The sequence below is a fragment of the Pseudovibrio sp. W74 genome (assembly GCF_001623085.1).
Lineage (GTDB): Bacteria > Pseudomonadota > Alphaproteobacteria > Rhizobiales > Stappiaceae > Pseudovibrio.
In genome coordinates, this window is sequence record NZ_LMCJ01000013.1 from 95,948 (window position 1) to 112,000 (window position 16,053).

Sequence of the window (16,053 nt, forward strand, 5' to 3'; positions counted from 1 at the left end):
CTCTCCCCACCTACCCATTCGAAACAAACTTTAGCCCCACGATTGCAGCGATGAGCATGGCTATGAAGAAGAGGCGGAGGAAGGTGACTGGTTCTCCAAAGAGGAAGATGCCAAGGATGGCAATGCCGGAGGCGCCAATCCCCGTCCACACGGCATAGGCCGTGCCAAGCGGTATGGACACCATGGCTTTGGTCAGGAAGTAAAGTGACAGCAAGGCCGTGATGATAAAGGCAATTGTATAGAGCGGTCTGGTAAAGCCGTCAGACAGCTTGAGGCAGACGGCAAAGGTCATTTCAAACAGGCCAGCGATGATGAGCCAGATCCATGCCATTCAGTTGCCTCCAACGCAACGTCTACAGCGTAACCTCTGTTCACCACCAACGGTGCGCTTAAGAGAATACGCGATGAAACAAAAGCTTGATGCCGTTTGAGCGTTCCACTCCAAATTTGATCACCTATAAGAAACGCGGTTTAAGCCCTCAGTGTAAAGGGCTCTTTCCTTGAGATGGATGGTTTTCTCCACCTTCCACCCATCGGCGTGTCGCCTTTGCAATGCGGGCGCCATAGGCAAAGGCTGTATCTCTGTCTGATTGAGGAGGAGCCACTTCTGGCCCTTGATCCATGTTGGCCTGCGCTGCCGCGCCATAATACACGCCAAGACGATTGAGATCTTCATCGCTGCCAAAGCTGTAATTATTGCCCGGCGGCATGCCAAGGCTTACCCAGATCATGCCATGCTGGGCTGCAAAGGCTGCCATTTGAAGGAAGACGTTGTGCCGGTCGCCGCTCATGGAACCTGATACGCTGAAACCACCGGCGATCTTGTTGATCCAGCCTTGTTTGTACCAAACGGTTGCAGAGGCATCCATGAAGAATTTGAAAGGGGCAGCCACACCTCCCATGTAGGTCGGGCTTCCAAAAACGATGGCATCAGCAGCTTCCAGAGCGTCCCAGTCAGTATCCTCATAATCGCTGACAGGCACATAAGTGACCGTGGCACCGTTTTCACTGGCGCCACGGGCGACTGCATGGGCCAGTGCCTCGGTATGTCCGTTGGCAGAAAAAAAGGCGATTGCTACCAGAATGTCTTTTGACATAGACCGTTACTCTTCAAAGCCTGTCAGAATTCCGGTCTATTTGGGAGCAAACGCCTTTCAGCTACTCTAAGATAACTCGGGTAGATTTAGATGTGCTCGATTAAAATTCTTCACGCACATACCTGTTTATCTAGGATTCCTTATAGGCTCCGCTGGAATAATGCAGCTCATAGGAGTGGCTGTAGATTTCCAGAATGTTGCCGAATGGATCTTCCATGTAGATCATGCGGTACGGTTTCTCTCCCGGATAATAGTAGCGTGGCTCCTTCATGCGGCGTTTACCGCCAGCAGCCTCAATCTTGGCAGCCAGACCTTCCACATCCGGGTCCTGAACACAGTAATGGAAGATACCGGTCTTCCAATATTCGAAGTTATTTTCCGGTGTCTCGTTCTGCGCAAACTCAAAAAGCTCCACGCCAATGCCATCACTGGTGGAAAGATGAGCGATCTTAAAGCTCTTCCAGCCTTTACCAAACACGTCAGTACACATTTCACCAATCGGACTATCATCTTCAACAATCTCGCTTGGTTCCATGATGATGTACCAGCCCATCACATCACGATAGAACTTCACTGCGGCTTCTACATCCGGAACGGAAAGACCGATGTGAGAGAAACGTCTTGGATAAGGTGCGGACATAACAGACCTCGCTACGCTAAACTTTACAGGCGGAATGCCTTGGATACGTTGGATGTAGCAACTCTGTGAGAAAACTAGAAATTATCATTTATTAGTTTTATGATAATTTAATGTTATGTATGCTTGGGCCATGTTGAATTCCCAGTGGCTTAAGACCTTCGTTAAACTAACCGAAACTGGTCATTTCACCCAGACAGCCAATCAACTTGGTATGACACAGCCGGGTGTAAGCCAGCATCTGAAAAAGCTGGAGCAGCAAATTGGTGCGCCGCTGATCACAAAAATCGGCAAGGGTTTTGAGTTGACGCGGGAAGGGGAGCTTTTACTGGGCTTTGCATTGAAAGCAGAGAGGCAGGAAGCAGACCTGCGCGAAGCCATTCAGCAAGATGACCCCAATACCGGTGAAGTCCGCATTGCGTGTTCCGGGTCCATGGCACTCTACCTCTATCCCAAGCTTCTCAAGCAACAGAGCCTTCATCCCGGTTTACTGCTGAAAGTCGAAGTGGCTCCCAACCATCGCAGCCTCCAACTGTTGCAAAACAATGAGGTTGATCTCTGCATCGTTACTCAGCAGACTGTTCAGTCCTCACTTGTGCAACACCACATCGGCGATGAACCGCTTTGCCTTGTGGTGCCAGCCGATTTCGAGGGGAACCCATCGGTCTTCGCGGACCTGGAGGCGCTGGGTTTCATCGATCATCCGGATGGACAACACTATGCAGAGCGCCTGCTCACGCCAAATTTTCCAGAGATAAGTGCTGTTTCTGCTGACCTTAGAACAACCGGTTACATCAACCAGCTCAGTCAGATCCTTGTGCCTGTTGCGCAAGGACACGGGTACACGGTTCTACCAGAAACCGCTGTTCGCAGTTTTGAGGCACAAGCGAACATCAAAATTGTGGAGCTGAAAGAACCCGTCAGCGACCCGCTCTATCTGACAGCGAAAAAACATCGCACATTGGCAGCGCGTTATGACTGGTTCAGCAAAAAAATCGCAGAACTATGCGGGCAGATGAGCAGCAGTTAGGCCCCCACCACAAAAGCCTAACCACAAAATCAGATTAGCGCTGGGCCAGTTCCGCCACAGCAGCAATCATGCGGTCCAGATCTTCCGGGCGAGACAGGCGGTGGTCGCCGTCTTTCACCAGTGTCAGCACCACATCGTCATGGGCCATGCCCTCAACAATACGCAGCGCATGCTGCCATGGCACTGCATCATCCTTCTGACCTTGTAAAATGATGGTCTTGCAATTGGTGATGATCGGCGCGCCAAGCAAAAGGTTTGTCCTGCCATCCTCGATCAGATCGCGGGTGATGATGTATGGGCTGTCTTCATACTCGGATGGGCGCTCAAAGCGGCCTTTATCCATGATCTCCTGCTTGATTTCATCGGTAAACTCATGCTTCCACATCAGCTCCTCGGTGAAATCCGGGGCAGGGGCAATCAGCACCATGCCGGAGAGGGTGCCCTCAATGGTCTCGGAGGCTTCATGCAGCGCTTTAGCCAGCAGCAGTGCCATCCAACCGCCCATGGAAGAGCCAACAACAATAGTCGGTCCTTTACAGAACTGCTTGAACACAGCAACGGCTTCTTCCAACCAAAGAGAGATGGTGCCGTCAACAAACTCACCGCCGGATTCGCCATGACCGGAATAATCCATGCGCGTGCAGGTCAGGCCTTGCTTCTCAGCCCACTCACAAAGCACTTCGGCTTTGGTGCCCAGCATGTCGGATTTGAAACCGGAAAGCCACAGAACACCCGGCGCACCGCGTTCATCATGTCGCACTGCGATCTTCCGTGCACTGTCTCCTTTGCCAACGCTGATGAATTGCGGTAAGTCAGCACTCATTCATAACCTCCAAACACTTATCGGCTTATACTGGCCGGCAATTGTTCGGAAACCTGATTACAGTGCCTCCACAGTTGCCCGCCGGATATTTTGGCGAGCATAGTTGGATCACTCTCAAAAAACATAGAGAAATGTCCAAAGTGCCGACCATTTTGCAAATTGTCCCCGACCTTCAAACCGGCGGAGCCGAGCGCACCACAGTGGATGTCGCAGAGGCGATCGTCAACGAAGGCTGGAATAGCCTTGTGATTTCGCAGGGCGGACGCATGGTCCCCGAGTTGGAAGCAACAGGGGCGGTGCACTTTGAACTGCCAGTGAAGTCCAAGAACCCTTGGACCATGTGGCGTAATTCCTATTTGATTGAGCGTATCTGCCAGCAGAACAGAGTTGATCTGGTGCACGCCCGATCCCGTGCCCCCGCATGGTCGGCCTTGTGGGCAGCTCACCGTCTCAACATTCCTTATGTCACCACCTATCACGGCATCTATAAGGAAACGAACAAGTTCAAGGCGTTCTACAACTCCTCCATGACCCGTGCGGACAAGGTGATCGCGAACTCCAGATTCACAGCGGATCTGGTGGAAAAACGCGACCCGCGCACAAAAGGCAAAACCTCGGTTATCTATCGCGGCCCGGATGTGGAATCCTTCAACCCCGACAATATCAGCGATGAGCGTATCACAGACCTGCGTGCGCGCTGGGGTGTCTCTGACAACCGCCGCGTGGTGATAAACCTTGCTCGCCTGACTGAATGGAAAGGCCAGCGCGTGCTGATTGAAGCAACGCGCCAGTTGATCGAACGTGGCGGCTATGATGATGTGCTTGTGGTTTTGGCGGGCGATGATCAGGGGCGCGAATCCTATCGTCAGTCTTTGGAACTTCAGATTGCAGAATCTGATCTGACAGAACGTGTACGCATTGTGGGTCACTGTTCAGATGTTCCGGCAGCCCTCGCAATAGCAGATGTTTCTGTTGTTGCTTCCATTGAAGCCGAGGCTTTTGGTCGTGCAGCTGTAGAAGCGCAGGCAGCTGGTGTACCGATCATCGTCTCCAACATTGGCGCAGTACCGGAGACAGTTCTTGTACCACCCGTTGTAAAGGCTGAAGAGCGCACTGGTTGGCATTTTGAGAATGGCGATGCTGAGGAACTCTGCGAGTTGATGGCTCAGGCCTTGGATATGAGCGCCGAAGACCGTGCAAAACTTACCAAACGGGCTCATGACCATGTAGAACGGTCATTCACCAAGCAGGCTATGTGTGATGCCACACTAAACGTTTACCGCGAGCTGTTACCAACAGGAAGCTAACTGGTTGTAAATGTCGCGTCAGAACCAACAAAACTAGTGTTGACTTACGTGGCATTTTTCCTGATTCTAGCAATGCAGTGCAATTGATGCCCTTCCCACGCGTTTCTCGACTTGACGAAACAGTCGGAACCAGTCATTGAACTGTTACCAAATATTCGCAAGTTCGGCAGTCTAAAGAGGAGATACTCACATTCGCCGTCCGTTTCGCGCACCGCCACCCACTAAGGAAGGGCCGCGCACCAATAAAGAGATTCGCGTTCGCGAAGTGCAGCTGATCAACACCGAGGGTGACAACCTCGGCCCAACTCCAACCGAAGAAGCCCTCGCAATGGCGGTGGAACAAGGTTTGGACCTGGTCGAAATTGCTCCGAACAGTCAGCCACCTGTTTGTAAGATTCTGGACTATGGTCGCTATAAGTACCAAGCTCAGAAGAAAGCTGCAGAAGCACGCAAAAAACAGAAGATCGTTGAGATCAAAGAAATCAAAATGCGTCCGAACATCGACACTCATGATTATGAAGTGAAGATGCGGAACATGAAGCGCTTCTTTGAAGATGGTGATAAAGTGAAGGTGACACTTCGCTTCCGTGGCCGTGAAATGGCTCACCAGGATCTCGGCATGAAGTTGCTCCTGAAGGTTAAAGCAGAGACTGCGGACATCGCTAAAGTCGAGTCCCATCCAAAGCTTGAAGGCCGCCAGATGATGATGGTGCTCTCACCTATCGCTCGTTAATAAGGGTTGGTTGAAGCGCTCCGGCTTTGTTTCCGTGTAGCTACTCAACCGCAGCCCCAGAGAATTTTGAGATTACCCGGCACATTGTGTCGGGTATTTTCGTTTGTACCTGAGAGTGGAGGTCTGATGATGAATGACGAGATGAAATTACATCACGAGCGAATGCTAGCACTTGTTGCCTTCACTGCTTCCTCCTTCCAAACCTTGCATCCTTCTCCATTCGGTGGGGCGATTTATACCGCTAACGGAAGGTTGTTGGCTCAGGCCTACGACAGTGTGATCCGGGAGTGTGACCCGACCTGCCATGGAGAGGTCAATGCCATTCGGCAGGCCAGCAAAGTATTGGGCTCTCGCTGGCTTGACGGTTGCACCATGTACAGCACCTGTGAGCCTTGTGCCATGTGTACCGCCGCAACCATATGGGCTGGCATTGATCAGGTTGTTTTCGGCGCTTTCACCAATGAGGATGCGACCCACTTCTGGCCTCAGGAAATGGATTTGAGAACGAAGGATCTGACAGGTCATATGGTGCAACGCCCCCAGATCACAGTGATTGAAGGAGTTGAGCGTGAAGCCTGTAAGCTGCTTTTCACGCAGTGCGCAAGCGCGATGCAAAGGCTTGGGATAGAAATCTAAAGCACTTCATGGACGGCAGCATTCTTTGTAGAAAATTATTTGCCGTATAGGCTATTTCATTCGATCAAAAGGCGCCTTAGCCTGGTTTCGATAGGTTTTGAAATTGGGCGATGATAATGCGACAGGTTATTTTCTTAATTAGCTTTAGTTTTGCGCTTGCCTATGGAGTGTATTTTTGCTGGCAAGACCCGTCATTACTGAAAACCATTGTGAAAACAACAGCTCTCGGAGTTGTCGCTCTTTGGGCTTTTGTAACGCAAGCTCCGCTCCTGCTTGCATTGGCCCTGACGACATCATCAGTGGGAGATGCAGCGCTGGCTGTGCCGGGTGAAGTTCGGTTCCTTGTTGGGCTTTGCAGTTTTGCGATCGCACATATTTTTTATATCCTCTTATTCTCTCGAAAAATCAGGCATTTCGATTCCAGGATATTCATAGTGTCAGGAGCTGCTCTCTCAGTTCTGGTGCTGTCGACTGGCTGGTGGTTGCTTCCCTTTACCGGTGATCTCATGATTCCTGTTGCGATCTATATAATTTTGATAGCAATTATGGGAGGGATGGCAGCACAGGTTGGTGGCTGGGTTTTGATAGGCGCTCTCGCCTTCATGATGTCTGACACTTTGTTAGCTATCCAGCTCTTCCGTCTGGACGACATCAGCCCTCTTCAGCTGCCGGTTTCAGTAGCACTTTGGACACTATATTATTGTGGTCAGATGTTGATATTCTTGGCTATCAGCAGAGACCGGGTTCCAGTCAGCAAGTTCTCTTGAAATCTTCTTGCATTCCCATGCTGGCAGTTTTATAAGGCCTCGTTCAAAGTCGCCCGGCTGTAGTTTGCCTCCTATGAATTTATAGGAATCAGGCAGGAATTACAGGGCATGCCGTGGCGGCTTCTGATGCATCCATTGCAAATTTTTGATCAGTTTACTGATCATCACAAGAAAGGACGCAAAATGCCCAAGTTGAAGACGAAGTCTGGAGCTAAAAAACGCTTCAAGCTGACCGCGACTGGCAAAGTTAAGTGTGGCCAGGCTGGCAAACGCCACGGCATGATTAAACGCACGACTAAGTTCATCCGTAACGCACGTGGTACAACCACTCTGTGCGATGCAGATGCACGTATCGTGAAAAAATATCTGCCTTACGGCTAAGCCTTAAAACCTGACACTAGGAGACTACCATGTCACGTGTAAAAAGAGGCGTCACCGCCCACGCTCGTCACAAAAAAGTTATTAAGGCAGCCAAAGGTTACTATGGCCGTCGTAAGAACACCATCCGCGTTGCTAAGCAGGCAGTCGAGAAAGCGGCGCAGTACGCTTACCGCGACCGTAAAGCTCGCAAGCGGAACTTCCGTGCACTCTGGATCCAGCGTATCAACGCAGCGACCCGTGAACACGGCATGACCTACGGCCGCTTCATCGATGGCTTGAACAAAGCTGGCATCGAAGTTGACCGTAAGGTTCTTTCTGACCTCGCGATCAATCAGCCAGACGCATTCAAAGCACTGGTTGAAAAGGCGCAGGCTGCTGTAGCTTAATGTTATAGTAGAAAGCAGAAGCTTTTTTGAAAAAGGCAGGTTCCGAAAGGAGCCTGCTTTTTTTGTGCGCGTTTCAATGCTCGATGGATGTTATCTGTTCTTCTGCTATGGATTGTGAGGAAATGGCGGAACATCAGAAAGAGGCGCATTTAGCGCTCTGACGCATTGGGGAAACTATGGTCACAGGGAAATGCGACTGCGGTAAAGTGAGCTTTCAGGTGGAAGAGGTGAGAGATACGGTCACAATCTGCCATTGCAGCCATTGCAGCCAATGCAGGCGCACAAGCGGTCATGTTTGGGCTTCAACGCATGCACCTTCTGAAGAGCTATCCTTCATAGCAGATGAAGGATTGACTTGGTATGCATCCTCAGACTTCGCAAAGCGAGGGTTTTGCAAATTCTGCGGCTCAAGTTTGTTCTACAAAATGAATGACAAGAACAGTATCGCCATCGCGGCAGGCTGCCTTGATGCACCAACAAACCTCGAAATCGGCAAGCATATCTTTGTGAAAGACAAAGGTGACTACTACGAGATCACTGATGGAGCTCCACAGATCGAAAAGTTCTGAGCTGTGTACTCTTTGGAGTGATGAAAGCTCCCCCGGGTAGAGCCCGGAGGAGCGAAACTTGCGTTGAGAAATGGCCTGAGGCTTACCCAATCACACCATTATCATCACGCTTTATGACTATGACAGAAGAGCGTGGCAGCTTGCCGCCGTCTGGCCAGTTACCGCCCGGGTGCTGAATACCCACAAACATGCTGCGGCGATCAGCAGACCAGGTCAGGCCAGTGACTTCACTGCCGGTTGGCCCGGTCATGAAACGCTGGATCTCTCCCGTCACGGGATCACCAACCAGCATCTGGTTGTTGCCCATTCCGGCAAAATCGCCTTCATTGCTGTCGTTGCCATCCGTCTGGATCCAGACCATGCCTGTCTCATCAAATGCCATACCATCTGGTGAGTTGAACATATTGCCAGCATTAACGTTTGCAGACCCGGCCTTCGGACCTTCGTGAACGGCAGGATTGCCAGCCATCACATAAAGATCCCAGTCAAACGTATTAGCGGCATGATCCTCATTGTGCGGACGCCAGCGCACGATCTGGCCGTATTTGTTGGTCTCGCGTGGGTTCGGCCCGTTGACGGAAGTGTCGTCACCCCCGGCGTTTGGCTTCACGCCGCGGTTCTTGTTGTTGGTTAGACAACAATAAGCTTCTACTGCATTAGGATTGGCAGAAATCCATTCCGGGCGATCCATGGTGGTCGCACCAACTACAGAGCCGGCAATACGGCTGAAGATCGCGATGCTCGCCGCGTCCATACCAGTGGTTTCTTGAGTTAGTGCCAACCACTCACCTGTCTGGTCATCATTGAACTTGGCAACATAGAGCGTACCCTCATCAAGCAAGCCATCAGTTGGCTGCCCTGGAGCGTAAACGCCGTTGGAGACAAAGCGGTACATGAACTCGCCGCGCTCATCATCCCCCATGTAAACGACCACGCGGCCATCTGGTGCCAGAACCGCTTCCGCATTCTCATGCTTGAAGCGGCCCAGAGCAGTGTGTTTCACCGGTGTTGATGTTGGGTCTGTTGGGTCGATCTCTACAATCCAGCCAGCACGATGCGGTTCGTTTGGGTTCTTCGCAATGTCAAAGCGCTCATCGAACTTATGGTAGTCATAGTTGAAGCCAGTCTCGTTGATGCCATAACGCTTATAGCCAGCATCGACACCATCCAGACGTGCTGCAGGAGCAGCCTCAGTCGTGCCAAAGTACCCGTTGAAGTTCTCTTCGCAAGTCAGGTACGTGCCCCACGGTGTTTTGCCGGAACCACAGTTGTTGAAGGTACCAAGTGATTGCGTACCGGAAGGGTCAGCAGCCGTCTGCAGCAAAGGGCGACCAGCAGCAGGGCCTGCCAGCGTCATCGGGGTGTTGTGTGTGATGCGGCGGTTGAACGGGCTGTTCTTTACGATAGCCCAGCCATTGTCCCCGTCTTCCACTTCAATCACCACCACACCTTGCAGATGTTGCAGCTTCAGAACATCCTCGGCGCTCTTAGGAGCACCATCTTCGTTCTGAGGCAGGTTTATCTTGCGGTTGGCGTATTCATGGTTGATCGCCAGCAACTGCTTGCCCTGAAACACGAAGCTTTCCATGCCGTCGGTGTTCTCACCAAACACCTTGTCAGCACCAGAAGCAGAACCACCTGTCTCATGGTTGAAGGCTTCAGCACCATCCACCAGTGCATCACCCCAGCGCGCCAGTATTTCCCAGTTGTAACCCTCAGGCACATGTACAGTCGCATCAGTGTAAGTTGGGATGGGCTTGAACGTGAAACGTGAAGTAGAAGCTTTGGCTTCAGACATGGAGAGGCTGAGGACACCAGTGCCCATCACAGCTGCGCCGGAACCAAATGCCAACACGCCACCCAGAAACCCGCGGCGTGAAATCGCACGCTCGACAACGCGGTCAAATTCATTTTCTTCAGCACGTGGGAAGTTCTGTTCATCCCATTCATCTGCTGTGAGTTCATTCATAAATTCATTCGTCATTGGAAAATTCCCGTAGAAAAAGGTGAGCGCACACTAGAGCGCTAACATGACATCTTCACGAAGCAATAGGACGATGAAAATCCTGTAGATGTAATATGAATATCGTATTCAAGTTATAATGCGTCGTATGTTGGAGAAGTGATCTGTTATGGGTCTTAGAGTTAAGTTGTTGAGGTTCATAGCTATTGTTGGTTTTTATTATTTAATTTTATTTATTACTTAAATTTGAGGGGATAATTCTGTCAGAGTGCTGTAGATGATCAGAAAACTAAGTATTGACGCCTAATGATATGGTGTCGCAAGTAAATTTCAGGAATGCTTCAAACCAAGCAGGTAAGCTTTCAACTGTTTCCAAGAGCCTTGTGAAAACCGCGTAAAACTATGCTTCACAGCGGTTCAATCACCTTTTGCAAACAGATGGAGTGGGTGTCATTGTACCCCTGTCCTTCATAGAAGCTGACAGCCTGCGCGTTATCACCACGCACGAGCAGCTGGACCTTCCAAATACCTCAAGCCCGCAACCACTCTTCTGCTGCTGCCGTGATTGCCTTGCCAATCCCTTTCCCCTGATGGTCCGGGTGTGTACTCACATAATAGAACCAGCCACGATGCCCGTCTTCACCGCACATTATGCTGGCAACAATAGCGCCATCCAACTCACCGATTAAGATCGTAGAGTGTTCGCCTTCCAGTGCTTTTTCGATATCCCGCATCGGATCATTCCATTCACGGAAGACCCCGGCAGCTTTCCAGAGAGCAATAACTGCGTCCTGATCTGATAAGCACATTTCACGACAAATCATATGTACCGCGCATAGTAGTTCGAAAATAGAAAAATAATCACAGGATGTTTTGTAATTATCCTTTTTAATACAGGGGTTTGAAATTGAGAAGAGGAATAATAACAAGGTTAATAATCTATAAGTAAAAATATGAAAATCTTTGCGCGATTGAGAGGTTTTCGATATGGCTTTTTTTAAGCGTAATACACAAATGCTTGCTGAAGCCGCTGCAAATGACCAAGGAGAAGTAATCGGTCAGTCTGCAGTGGTGGAATTTACAGAACCTAAGAATTCCATTGATAGTGCACGCTTGTTTGGCGAATTGGATGCGCTCGCGTTGGACATGGCATCAGCTGCGGGAGAGCTGGACGCCGTGAATAACACTGCTGGCGCTTTGAGAATGGCCATGGAAAGCCTCCAGGACGCGTCTGGGCGCGTTGTCGAAAGTAACCGTGAAGTCAGTGCCGCGGTTGAACAAACTGCTGAGCAGACGTCTAACGCCCGCGATACTATGTCTAAGTCTCAGGAGGTGGTGACCGACGCGCTTGCTAACATCAACAGCCTGTCGACAGCCATCAGCAGCATCAACAGGCAGCTGGAAGGTCTTCAGGCTTCATTTGCCAATGTTCGCCAGTTCTCCAGCTCCATTGATGCCATTGCCCGGCAAACTAATTTGCTGGCGCTCAACGCAACCATTGAAGCAGCCCGTGCCGGTGAAGCAGGGAAAGGCTTCGCTGTCGTAGCCAGTGAAGTAAAGGCTCTTGCAACGCAAACGACTGTTGCGACAGAGCAGATCGACCAGACCATTCTCCAACTCGGCAAAGAAGCGGACACCTTGGTCGATTTAGGCAAGGGCGCGCTTAGCACAGTCGGAACTGCTGAGAACAGCACACAATCCATCAATGACCTCTTCCATGAACTGGAAGCGATGGTAGACAACATTTCCGCGAATACGGACTCCATACGAACGGCTTGTGCAAACAACGATGCAGATACCGAAGAGCTTCTGCGCAACCGTGATGAAGTGATAGGTGTTGTCTCAACAAATGCAGAAAGCATCGAACAGGTCTCGGGCCAGATGCTGGGAACCTCTCAGACCGCCGACGCGCTTCTCGCCGAAGTGGCTGTCGAACATGGCGATAACCTCAATCAGCAGATGATCGAAGTAGCAAAAGAGACCGCTGGCAAGACCATGGAAGCGTTTGAAGCTGAAGTGGACGCAGGCCGGATCTCAGTGAATGATCTCTTCGATTTCAACTACACGCCAATTGAAGGCTCCAATCCAGCTCAGTTCATGGCGCTTTTCACCCAAATGACCGACCGGGTGCTTCCAACTATTCAGGAGCCAGTCAAAGATCTCGATGACCATATCGTCTTTTGCGCAGCGCTAGATAAGAACGCTTATCTGCCAACACACAGCAAAGATTATTCCAAACCGCAAGGCAATGACCCGGTTTGGAATGCAGCAAACTGCCGTAACCGCAGAATGTTCGATGATCATGCGGGCCTGAACGCAAGCAAGAACACCAAGGAATACAGCCTGCAAACGTATCGCCGAGATATGGGGGGCGGCAAAGTAATGATGATCAAACTGGTCTCAGCCCCAATCTGGGTCAAAGGCCGCCACTGGGGCAACACCCTCATCGCATTCAATACTTGATGAAAATGCAAACATACTCCATAGCCGCCTATTTTGCGGCTATGGCCCCACAGTATTTTGAGCTGCATTCGTTACTGCGACAACACTTCTTGCGTTTCAAGAACATGGCTGAGTTGCGTGCTCATCACATGATCAGGATCAGATGTTTTTTGAAGGACAATGCATTTGTTTTGACACTGATCGACCCGCAAGGCGAACCCTTTTTCGATCATTGCCTTAATACACTCAGTGACAGCGTCAAATCCGTTAAGTTTGGGGTGAAATTCAATAATTAACATGCGGATATTTGCCATAATCAAGGCTGGCAACAGACCAATCTCAGCTCCTTCAATATCCATCATCAAAAAACTGGGATTAAACTCCTTGATCAATCGATTGACATCGACTGTCTTCTGAAGAATTTCCCTACTTTCTTTTCGTTCAAGGACGGATGAACCAGTGATGCGCTCTCCAACATAAAACGCAGATTGAGCAGTATCTTCCAAGGCAGCGATCCCGCTTACAATCGAGGGGGAGATATCGTTTAAGTAATGGTTGTTCTCAATAACTGGAATGAGGTTTGGGTTGGCTTCGATGCACATCACGTTGTCGGAACCGCAAATCATAGAAGCTGTTGCTGACAGAAAACCGATACAGGCACCGAGCTCCAGCACACGATCTTCAGGTTTCAGCAGCTGTGTTAGAAGATTGTGTTCTTCACTTTCATAGGTGCCACGTACGATTTGCTCTTTAACGAAGAGGTCTATTTCAGGTTGGGAAACATCCAGTTTGATGCCACGTAGCGTTTTATAGCGCCTACGCATTTTCAAGTTGTGTTCGAGGCCTTTAAGAAAATGCATTACGACACTCCATTAACGAGTAATTGGAACAAACTAAGCAACTACGGTTTCCTGAAGAGATGTGTCTTTTGCAGGGGAAAGTTGTTTTAGATATCTACGTAATGAAAGAGAACAGTAAGCCTGTTGAGAGGCATACACATCACTTACGTTTGTGAACTTCATCGACCCTTCGTACATAGGTGATTGGTGAAGGATCTTCTCCATTCCTGTGTAGTAAGCTTGGTATTCTACACCGTTAGCGTAGTAGGCCTGCCGGGTTATTTCTTCTTCAACACGGAACTTAAAATCTTGAAAAAACTTAAAATGCAGCATTGCACCCCAATCTTCAGCAAGGTTGGTTCTTATATCAACCTCGTGAGTGCCCCATAAATCAGAATAAGTTGGATTCCATCTGATGAGCGGGACTTTGGTGAGTTGTGGGCATTGCTTTTTCAAAAATCGCTTAAGTCGTCTTTCCAGATAATTTCGAAAAGGGAGCTTCTGGTGAATCTTTGCAGGTGCAAGATACAGATTCCGTAGTTGACCAAGTGGAGCAATCTCTCTCCTTTTGGGAGGGATCCCGAAAAGGCGGCCTCTGATACCCCCACGAATTTCAAAACTTGGGCTTTTGCCTTCCGATGAAACAGGAACGGCCCAGGTTGATGTCGTATCGAAATATGGGCATGTTTGAAGAAATGGATCGCCTTGCCTGTAATCAACATCAACTAGCGGTTTGTCAGAGTACATGTCGATGAGCGGAGCAATGACACCTTCCGCGCCAACACTATCCCAATAAACAGTCAGATCAGTCAACTTGGTCTCTGGCCAGCCAGGATAAATGAACTGCTCGTCGGTATCAGCCAGAATGGTCCACCTGTTTGCACAGTATTTATTGAGAATGCTGAGCAGCCAGTTTCGTTTGAACCGTTTATAAAGCTTACTTGTGTGAAATCTGGTCACATCTGGCTGTGCTTCCAGAAAAGCCGCTGTATCATCAGTGGATGCGTTGTCGACGACGAAAATGTGGCTTGCCCCGATGCTCCGATAATGCTCGAGAAAGAACGGTAATCTCAACATTTCATTACGCGCGCGGGTAATGATGATGATCCCATCTTTTGGCAAATTGATTTCTGGAAACTCGTCAAAATCAAAAATGTCACGAACGCTTGTCAACGCACAAATCCCATTCTTAGAGCCCCAAAAACAAATAGGCCCCACACTCATCCCTCATAGTGAGGTGAGAGTGTAGGGCCGTGGTGAAACAGCGTCTTCCCTTGAATTGGGAGGGGCTTACAGCTCGCCGCGGATCACGTAACGAAGCAGATCAACCACCTGGTCAGGGTCTTCGGCAACAGCAAGGGCTGCTGCATCCACTTCCTTCAATGGGTGCGTCAGAGCTGGTTCGTGCAACACGATGATGCTCTTGCCCAATGCTGAGGCGAACCCTGCATCGAAGGCTGCGTTCCATTGCCGGTACTTGTCGCCAAAGCGAACCACAACGATATCGGCCTCAGAGAGCAGCGTGCGAGTGCGTATTGCATTCACCTTTGCCCCCTTGTGATCTCGCCAGAAGTTGTTTTCTTCCGGGCCTAGAATTTCGACACCGCAATCATCACTGGCTTCGTGATCGGTCACTGCGCTGTCAAAATGAACAGGTAGGCCTGCATCAGCCGCACCATGTTCAATACGCTCTCTCCAATCGGTGTGGATCTCACCTGAAAGATAAACACGCCACGTTTTCATCGGCTCGCCTTCCCCTAAGAATCTGCGTTTGCCTGCAAATTTTAAGAGGGGTTGTAGCTCGGTTCAAGGTCAAGCAGCTTATTGGTGACTTCTTTTCGGACACGATCGCGTTGGCGCTCGCGAGAGAATAGCCTGTTTTGTGCAAGGAGCAGATCCGCACGAGCCAGATACGAGTCGGTCCGGGCGACATCTGCAGCTTTTCGGCAAGCCTTGCCTTCCTTGCCAGACTTACAATCTTCGCCGCGTGCTTCTTCTTCAAGCCGGTCTATACGGCGTTGAATTTCCCAGACTGCTTCCTGAGCTTCACTGGCAGTCTCATTGGCTGAATAAAGCTGGTTGCCCAGGGAGTAGCCAACTTTGAAGCTCTCTTCTGTGGCGATTGGGCATACACCACGATAGCTCTTACCCTCACGGCCCTGCTCAAAGCCAGAAATTGGGGTACAGTAGCTTTGCAGGCCAATAGTGCGCCCAGCCATATAGGCACTCACATCCGGTGTGACGCCGTATTTGCCGCAAGCTTTTGTATGTTCATTCAGCTTGTCAGAGGTGTAACCAGCGCGCCCATCAACAACACCAATGCCTTGCCAGTCGCCGACCTTGCAATCTTCCTCAGAAAGGGAGGCGCAGCCACTCAGCGCCAGCCCAAGTCCAACAACAGTAAAAAGTACCCGCATCCCCAACATGCCTTCCCTAAAATCCA

At 50.1% G+C, this 16,053-nt stretch carries 19 protein-coding genes; 9 read left to right on the forward strand and 10 right to left on the reverse strand.

Annotation, left to right across the window (positions count from 1 at the left end):
• Window positions 1–10: 10 nt before the first annotated feature.
• The 3 genes from PsW74_RS09385 to PsW74_RS09395 form a co-directional block, all read right to left on the reverse strand.
• Window positions 11–331, reverse strand: a complete 321-nt coding sequence (locus tag PsW74_RS09385; protein ID WP_057464218.1) for a multidrug efflux SMR transporter — start codon at window positions 329–331, stop codon at window positions 11–13.
• Window positions 332–479: 148 nt separating this feature from the next.
• Window positions 480–1,097: a flavodoxin family protein gene (locus PsW74_RS09390; RefSeq protein ID WP_063286728.1), complete on the reverse strand. Its 618-nt coding sequence runs from the start codon at window positions 1,095–1,097 to the stop codon at window positions 480–482.
• A gap of 130 nt (window positions 1,098–1,227) precedes the next feature.
• Window positions 1,228–1,737 (reverse strand): lactoylglutathione lyase family protein, encoded by a 510-nt coding sequence (locus PsW74_RS09395; protein WP_063286729.1) that lies wholly within the window; start codon window positions 1,735–1,737, stop codon window positions 1,228–1,230.
• Between the two features lie 130 nt (window positions 1,738–1,867).
• On the opposite strand from PsW74_RS09395, the gene PsW74_RS09400 reads away from it, so the two are divergent.
• The gene (locus PsW74_RS09400; protein ID WP_208987914.1) at window positions 1,868–2,764 is read left to right on the forward strand and encodes a LysR family transcriptional regulator; all 897 of its coding nucleotides are present in this window, start codon (window positions 1,868–1,870) and stop codon (window positions 2,762–2,764) included.
• A 34-nt stretch (window positions 2,765–2,798) separates the two neighbouring features.
• Here the strand turns inward: PsW74_RS09400 and PsW74_RS09405 are convergent, their stop codons facing one another.
• Window positions 2,799–3,587 carry an alpha/beta hydrolase gene (locus tag PsW74_RS09405; protein ID WP_063286731.1) on the reverse strand — a complete coding sequence of 263 codons (789 nt, stop codon included), beginning with the start codon at window positions 3,585–3,587 and terminating at the stop codon, window positions 2,799–2,801.
• 131 nt (window positions 3,588–3,718) lie between these two features.
• On the opposite strand from PsW74_RS09405, the gene PsW74_RS09410 reads away from it, so the two are divergent.
• The 7 genes from PsW74_RS09410 to PsW74_RS09440 all read left to right on the forward strand — a co-directional run bounded on the left by PsW74_RS09410 (window position 3,719) and on the right by PsW74_RS09440 (window position 8,366).
• Window positions 3,719–4,894, forward strand: coding sequence for a glycosyltransferase family 4 protein (locus PsW74_RS09410; protein WP_063286732.1), 1,176 nt, complete (start codon window positions 3,719–3,721; stop codon window positions 4,892–4,894).
• A gap of 190 nt (window positions 4,895–5,084) precedes the next feature.
• Entirely contained in the window at window positions 5,085–5,627 is a 543-nt protein-coding gene (gene infC, locus PsW74_RS09415) for a translation initiation factor IF-3 (RefSeq protein ID WP_082596985.1), read from the forward strand.
• 126 nt (window positions 5,628–5,753) lie between these two features.
• Window positions 5,754–6,263, forward strand: a complete 510-nt coding sequence (locus PsW74_RS09420; protein ID WP_063286733.1) for a nucleoside deaminase — start codon at window positions 5,754–5,756, stop codon at window positions 6,261–6,263.
• Between the two features lie 116 nt (window positions 6,264–6,379).
• Complete coding sequence (locus tag PsW74_RS09425; RefSeq protein WP_193775905.1) at window positions 6,380–7,030, forward strand: lysoplasmalogenase; 651 nt, start codon at window positions 6,380–6,382, stop codon at window positions 7,028–7,030.
• Between the two features lie 183 nt (window positions 7,031–7,213).
• Complete coding sequence (rpmI, locus tag PsW74_RS09430; RefSeq protein ID WP_057464257.1) at window positions 7,214–7,411, forward strand: 50S ribosomal protein L35; 198 nt, start codon at window positions 7,214–7,216, stop codon at window positions 7,409–7,411.
• Window positions 7,412–7,440: 29 nt separating this feature from the next.
• Window positions 7,441–7,797, forward strand: coding sequence for a 50S ribosomal protein L20 (gene rplT, locus PsW74_RS09435; RefSeq protein ID WP_008553032.1), 357 nt, complete (start codon window positions 7,441–7,443; stop codon window positions 7,795–7,797).
• Between the two features lie 176 nt (window positions 7,798–7,973).
• Window positions 7,974–8,366, forward strand: coding sequence for a GFA family protein (locus PsW74_RS09440; protein ID WP_063286735.1), 393 nt, complete (start codon window positions 7,974–7,976; stop codon window positions 8,364–8,366).
• A gap of 82 nt (window positions 8,367–8,448) precedes the next feature.
• Here the strand turns inward: PsW74_RS09440 and PsW74_RS09445 are convergent, their stop codons facing one another.
• Window positions 8,449–10,350, reverse strand: coding sequence for a PhoX family phosphatase (locus tag PsW74_RS09445; RefSeq protein ID WP_063286736.1), 1,902 nt, complete (start codon window positions 10,348–10,350; stop codon window positions 8,449–8,451).
• A 509-nt stretch (window positions 10,351–10,859) separates the two neighbouring features.
• Window positions 10,860–11,138: a GNAT family N-acetyltransferase gene (locus PsW74_RS09450; protein ID WP_343286496.1), complete on the reverse strand. Its 279-nt coding sequence runs from the start codon at window positions 11,136–11,138 to the stop codon at window positions 10,860–10,862.
• A gap of 178 nt (window positions 11,139–11,316) precedes the next feature.
• On the opposite strand from PsW74_RS09450, the gene PsW74_RS09455 reads away from it, so the two are divergent.
• Window positions 11,317–12,792, forward strand: a complete 1,476-nt coding sequence (locus PsW74_RS09455; protein ID WP_063286737.1) for a methyl-accepting chemotaxis protein — start codon at window positions 11,317–11,319, stop codon at window positions 12,790–12,792.
• Window positions 12,793–12,863: 71 nt separating this feature from the next.
• Here the strand turns inward: PsW74_RS09455 and PsW74_RS09460 are convergent, their stop codons facing one another.
• The 4 genes from PsW74_RS09460 to PsW74_RS09475 all read right to left on the reverse strand — a co-directional run bounded on the left by PsW74_RS09460 (window position 12,864) and on the right by PsW74_RS09475 (window position 16,027).
• On the reverse strand, window positions 12,864–13,631 hold the full coding sequence (locus tag PsW74_RS09460; RefSeq protein WP_063286738.1) for an FkbM family methyltransferase: 768 nt from the start codon (window positions 13,629–13,631) through the stop codon (window positions 12,864–12,866).
• A 33-nt stretch (window positions 13,632–13,664) separates the two neighbouring features.
• Entirely contained in the window at window positions 13,665–14,834 is a 1,170-nt protein-coding gene (locus PsW74_RS09465; RefSeq protein WP_063286739.1) for a glycosyltransferase family 2 protein, read from the reverse strand.
• Window positions 14,835–14,900: 66 nt separating this feature from the next.
• Window positions 14,901–15,353, reverse strand: a complete 453-nt coding sequence (locus tag PsW74_RS09470) for a YtoQ family protein (protein ID WP_063286740.1) — start codon at window positions 15,351–15,353, stop codon at window positions 14,901–14,903.
• Between the two features lie 41 nt (window positions 15,354–15,394).
• Window positions 15,395–16,027 (reverse strand): DUF2799 domain-containing protein, encoded by a 633-nt coding sequence (locus tag PsW74_RS09475; protein WP_063286741.1) that lies wholly within the window; start codon window positions 16,025–16,027, stop codon window positions 15,395–15,397.
• Window positions 16,028–16,053 lie beyond the last annotated feature (26 nt).

What these genes read in the sequence shown, in the direction of transcription:
- PsW74_RS09470 (WP_063286740.1), bottom strand. Translation starts at nt 15,353, where the DNA reads ATGAAAACGTGGCGTGTTTATCTTTCAGGTGAGATCCACACCGATTGG.
- PsW74_RS09390 (WP_063286728.1), bottom strand. Translation starts at nt 1,097, where the DNA reads ATGTCAAAAGACATTCTGGTAGCAATCGCCTTTTTTTCTGCCAACGGA.
- PsW74_RS09420 (WP_063286733.1), top strand. Translation starts at nt 5,754, where the DNA reads ATGATGAATGACGAGATGAAATTACATCACGAGCGAATGCTAGCACTT.
- PsW74_RS09410 (WP_063286732.1), top strand. Translation starts at nt 3,719, where the DNA reads ATGTCCAAAGTGCCGACCATTTTGCAAATTGTCCCCGACCTTCAAACC.
- PsW74_RS09450 (WP_343286496.1), bottom strand. Translation starts at nt 11,138, where the DNA reads ATGTGCTTATCAGATCAGGACGCAGTTATTGCTCTCTGGAAAGCTGCC.
- PsW74_RS09455 (WP_063286737.1), top strand. Translation starts at nt 11,317, where the DNA reads ATGGCTTTTTTTAAGCGTAATACACAAATGCTTGCTGAAGCCGCTGCA.
- PsW74_RS09465 (WP_063286739.1), bottom strand. Translation starts at nt 14,834, where the DNA reads ATGAGTGTGGGGCCTATTTGTTTTTGGGGCTCTAAGAATGGGATTTGT.
- PsW74_RS09460 (WP_063286738.1), bottom strand. Translation starts at nt 13,631, where the DNA reads ATGCATTTTCTTAAAGGCCTCGAACACAACTTGAAAATGCGTAGGCGC.
- PsW74_RS09400 (WP_208987914.1), top strand. Translation starts at nt 1,868, where the DNA reads ATGTTGAATTCCCAGTGGCTTAAGACCTTCGTTAAACTAACCGAAACT.
- PsW74_RS09475 (WP_063286741.1), bottom strand. Translation starts at nt 16,027, where the DNA reads ATGCGGGTACTTTTTACTGTTGTTGGACTTGGGCTGGCGCTGAGTGGC.
- rpmI (WP_057464257.1), top strand. Translation starts at nt 7,214, where the DNA reads ATGCCCAAGTTGAAGACGAAGTCTGGAGCTAAAAAACGCTTCAAGCTG.
- PsW74_RS09440 (WP_063286735.1), top strand. Translation starts at nt 7,974, where the DNA reads ATGGTCACAGGGAAATGCGACTGCGGTAAAGTGAGCTTTCAGGTGGAA.
- PsW74_RS09385 (WP_057464218.1), bottom strand. Translation starts at nt 331, where the DNA reads ATGGCATGGATCTGGCTCATCATCGCTGGCCTGTTTGAAATGACCTTT.
- PsW74_RS09395 (WP_063286729.1), bottom strand. Translation starts at nt 1,737, where the DNA reads ATGTCCGCACCTTATCCAAGACGTTTCTCTCACATCGGTCTTTCCGTT.
- rplT (WP_008553032.1), top strand. Translation starts at nt 7,441, where the DNA reads ATGTCACGTGTAAAAAGAGGCGTCACCGCCCACGCTCGTCACAAAAAA.
- PsW74_RS09405 (WP_063286731.1), bottom strand. Translation starts at nt 3,587, where the DNA reads ATGAGTGCTGACTTACCGCAATTCATCAGCGTTGGCAAAGGAGACAGT.
- PsW74_RS09445 (WP_063286736.1), bottom strand. Translation starts at nt 10,350, where the DNA reads ATGACGAATGAATTTATGAATGAACTCACAGCAGATGAATGGGATGAA.
- PsW74_RS09425 (WP_193775905.1), top strand. Translation starts at nt 6,380, where the DNA reads ATGCGACAGGTTATTTTCTTAATTAGCTTTAGTTTTGCGCTTGCCTAT.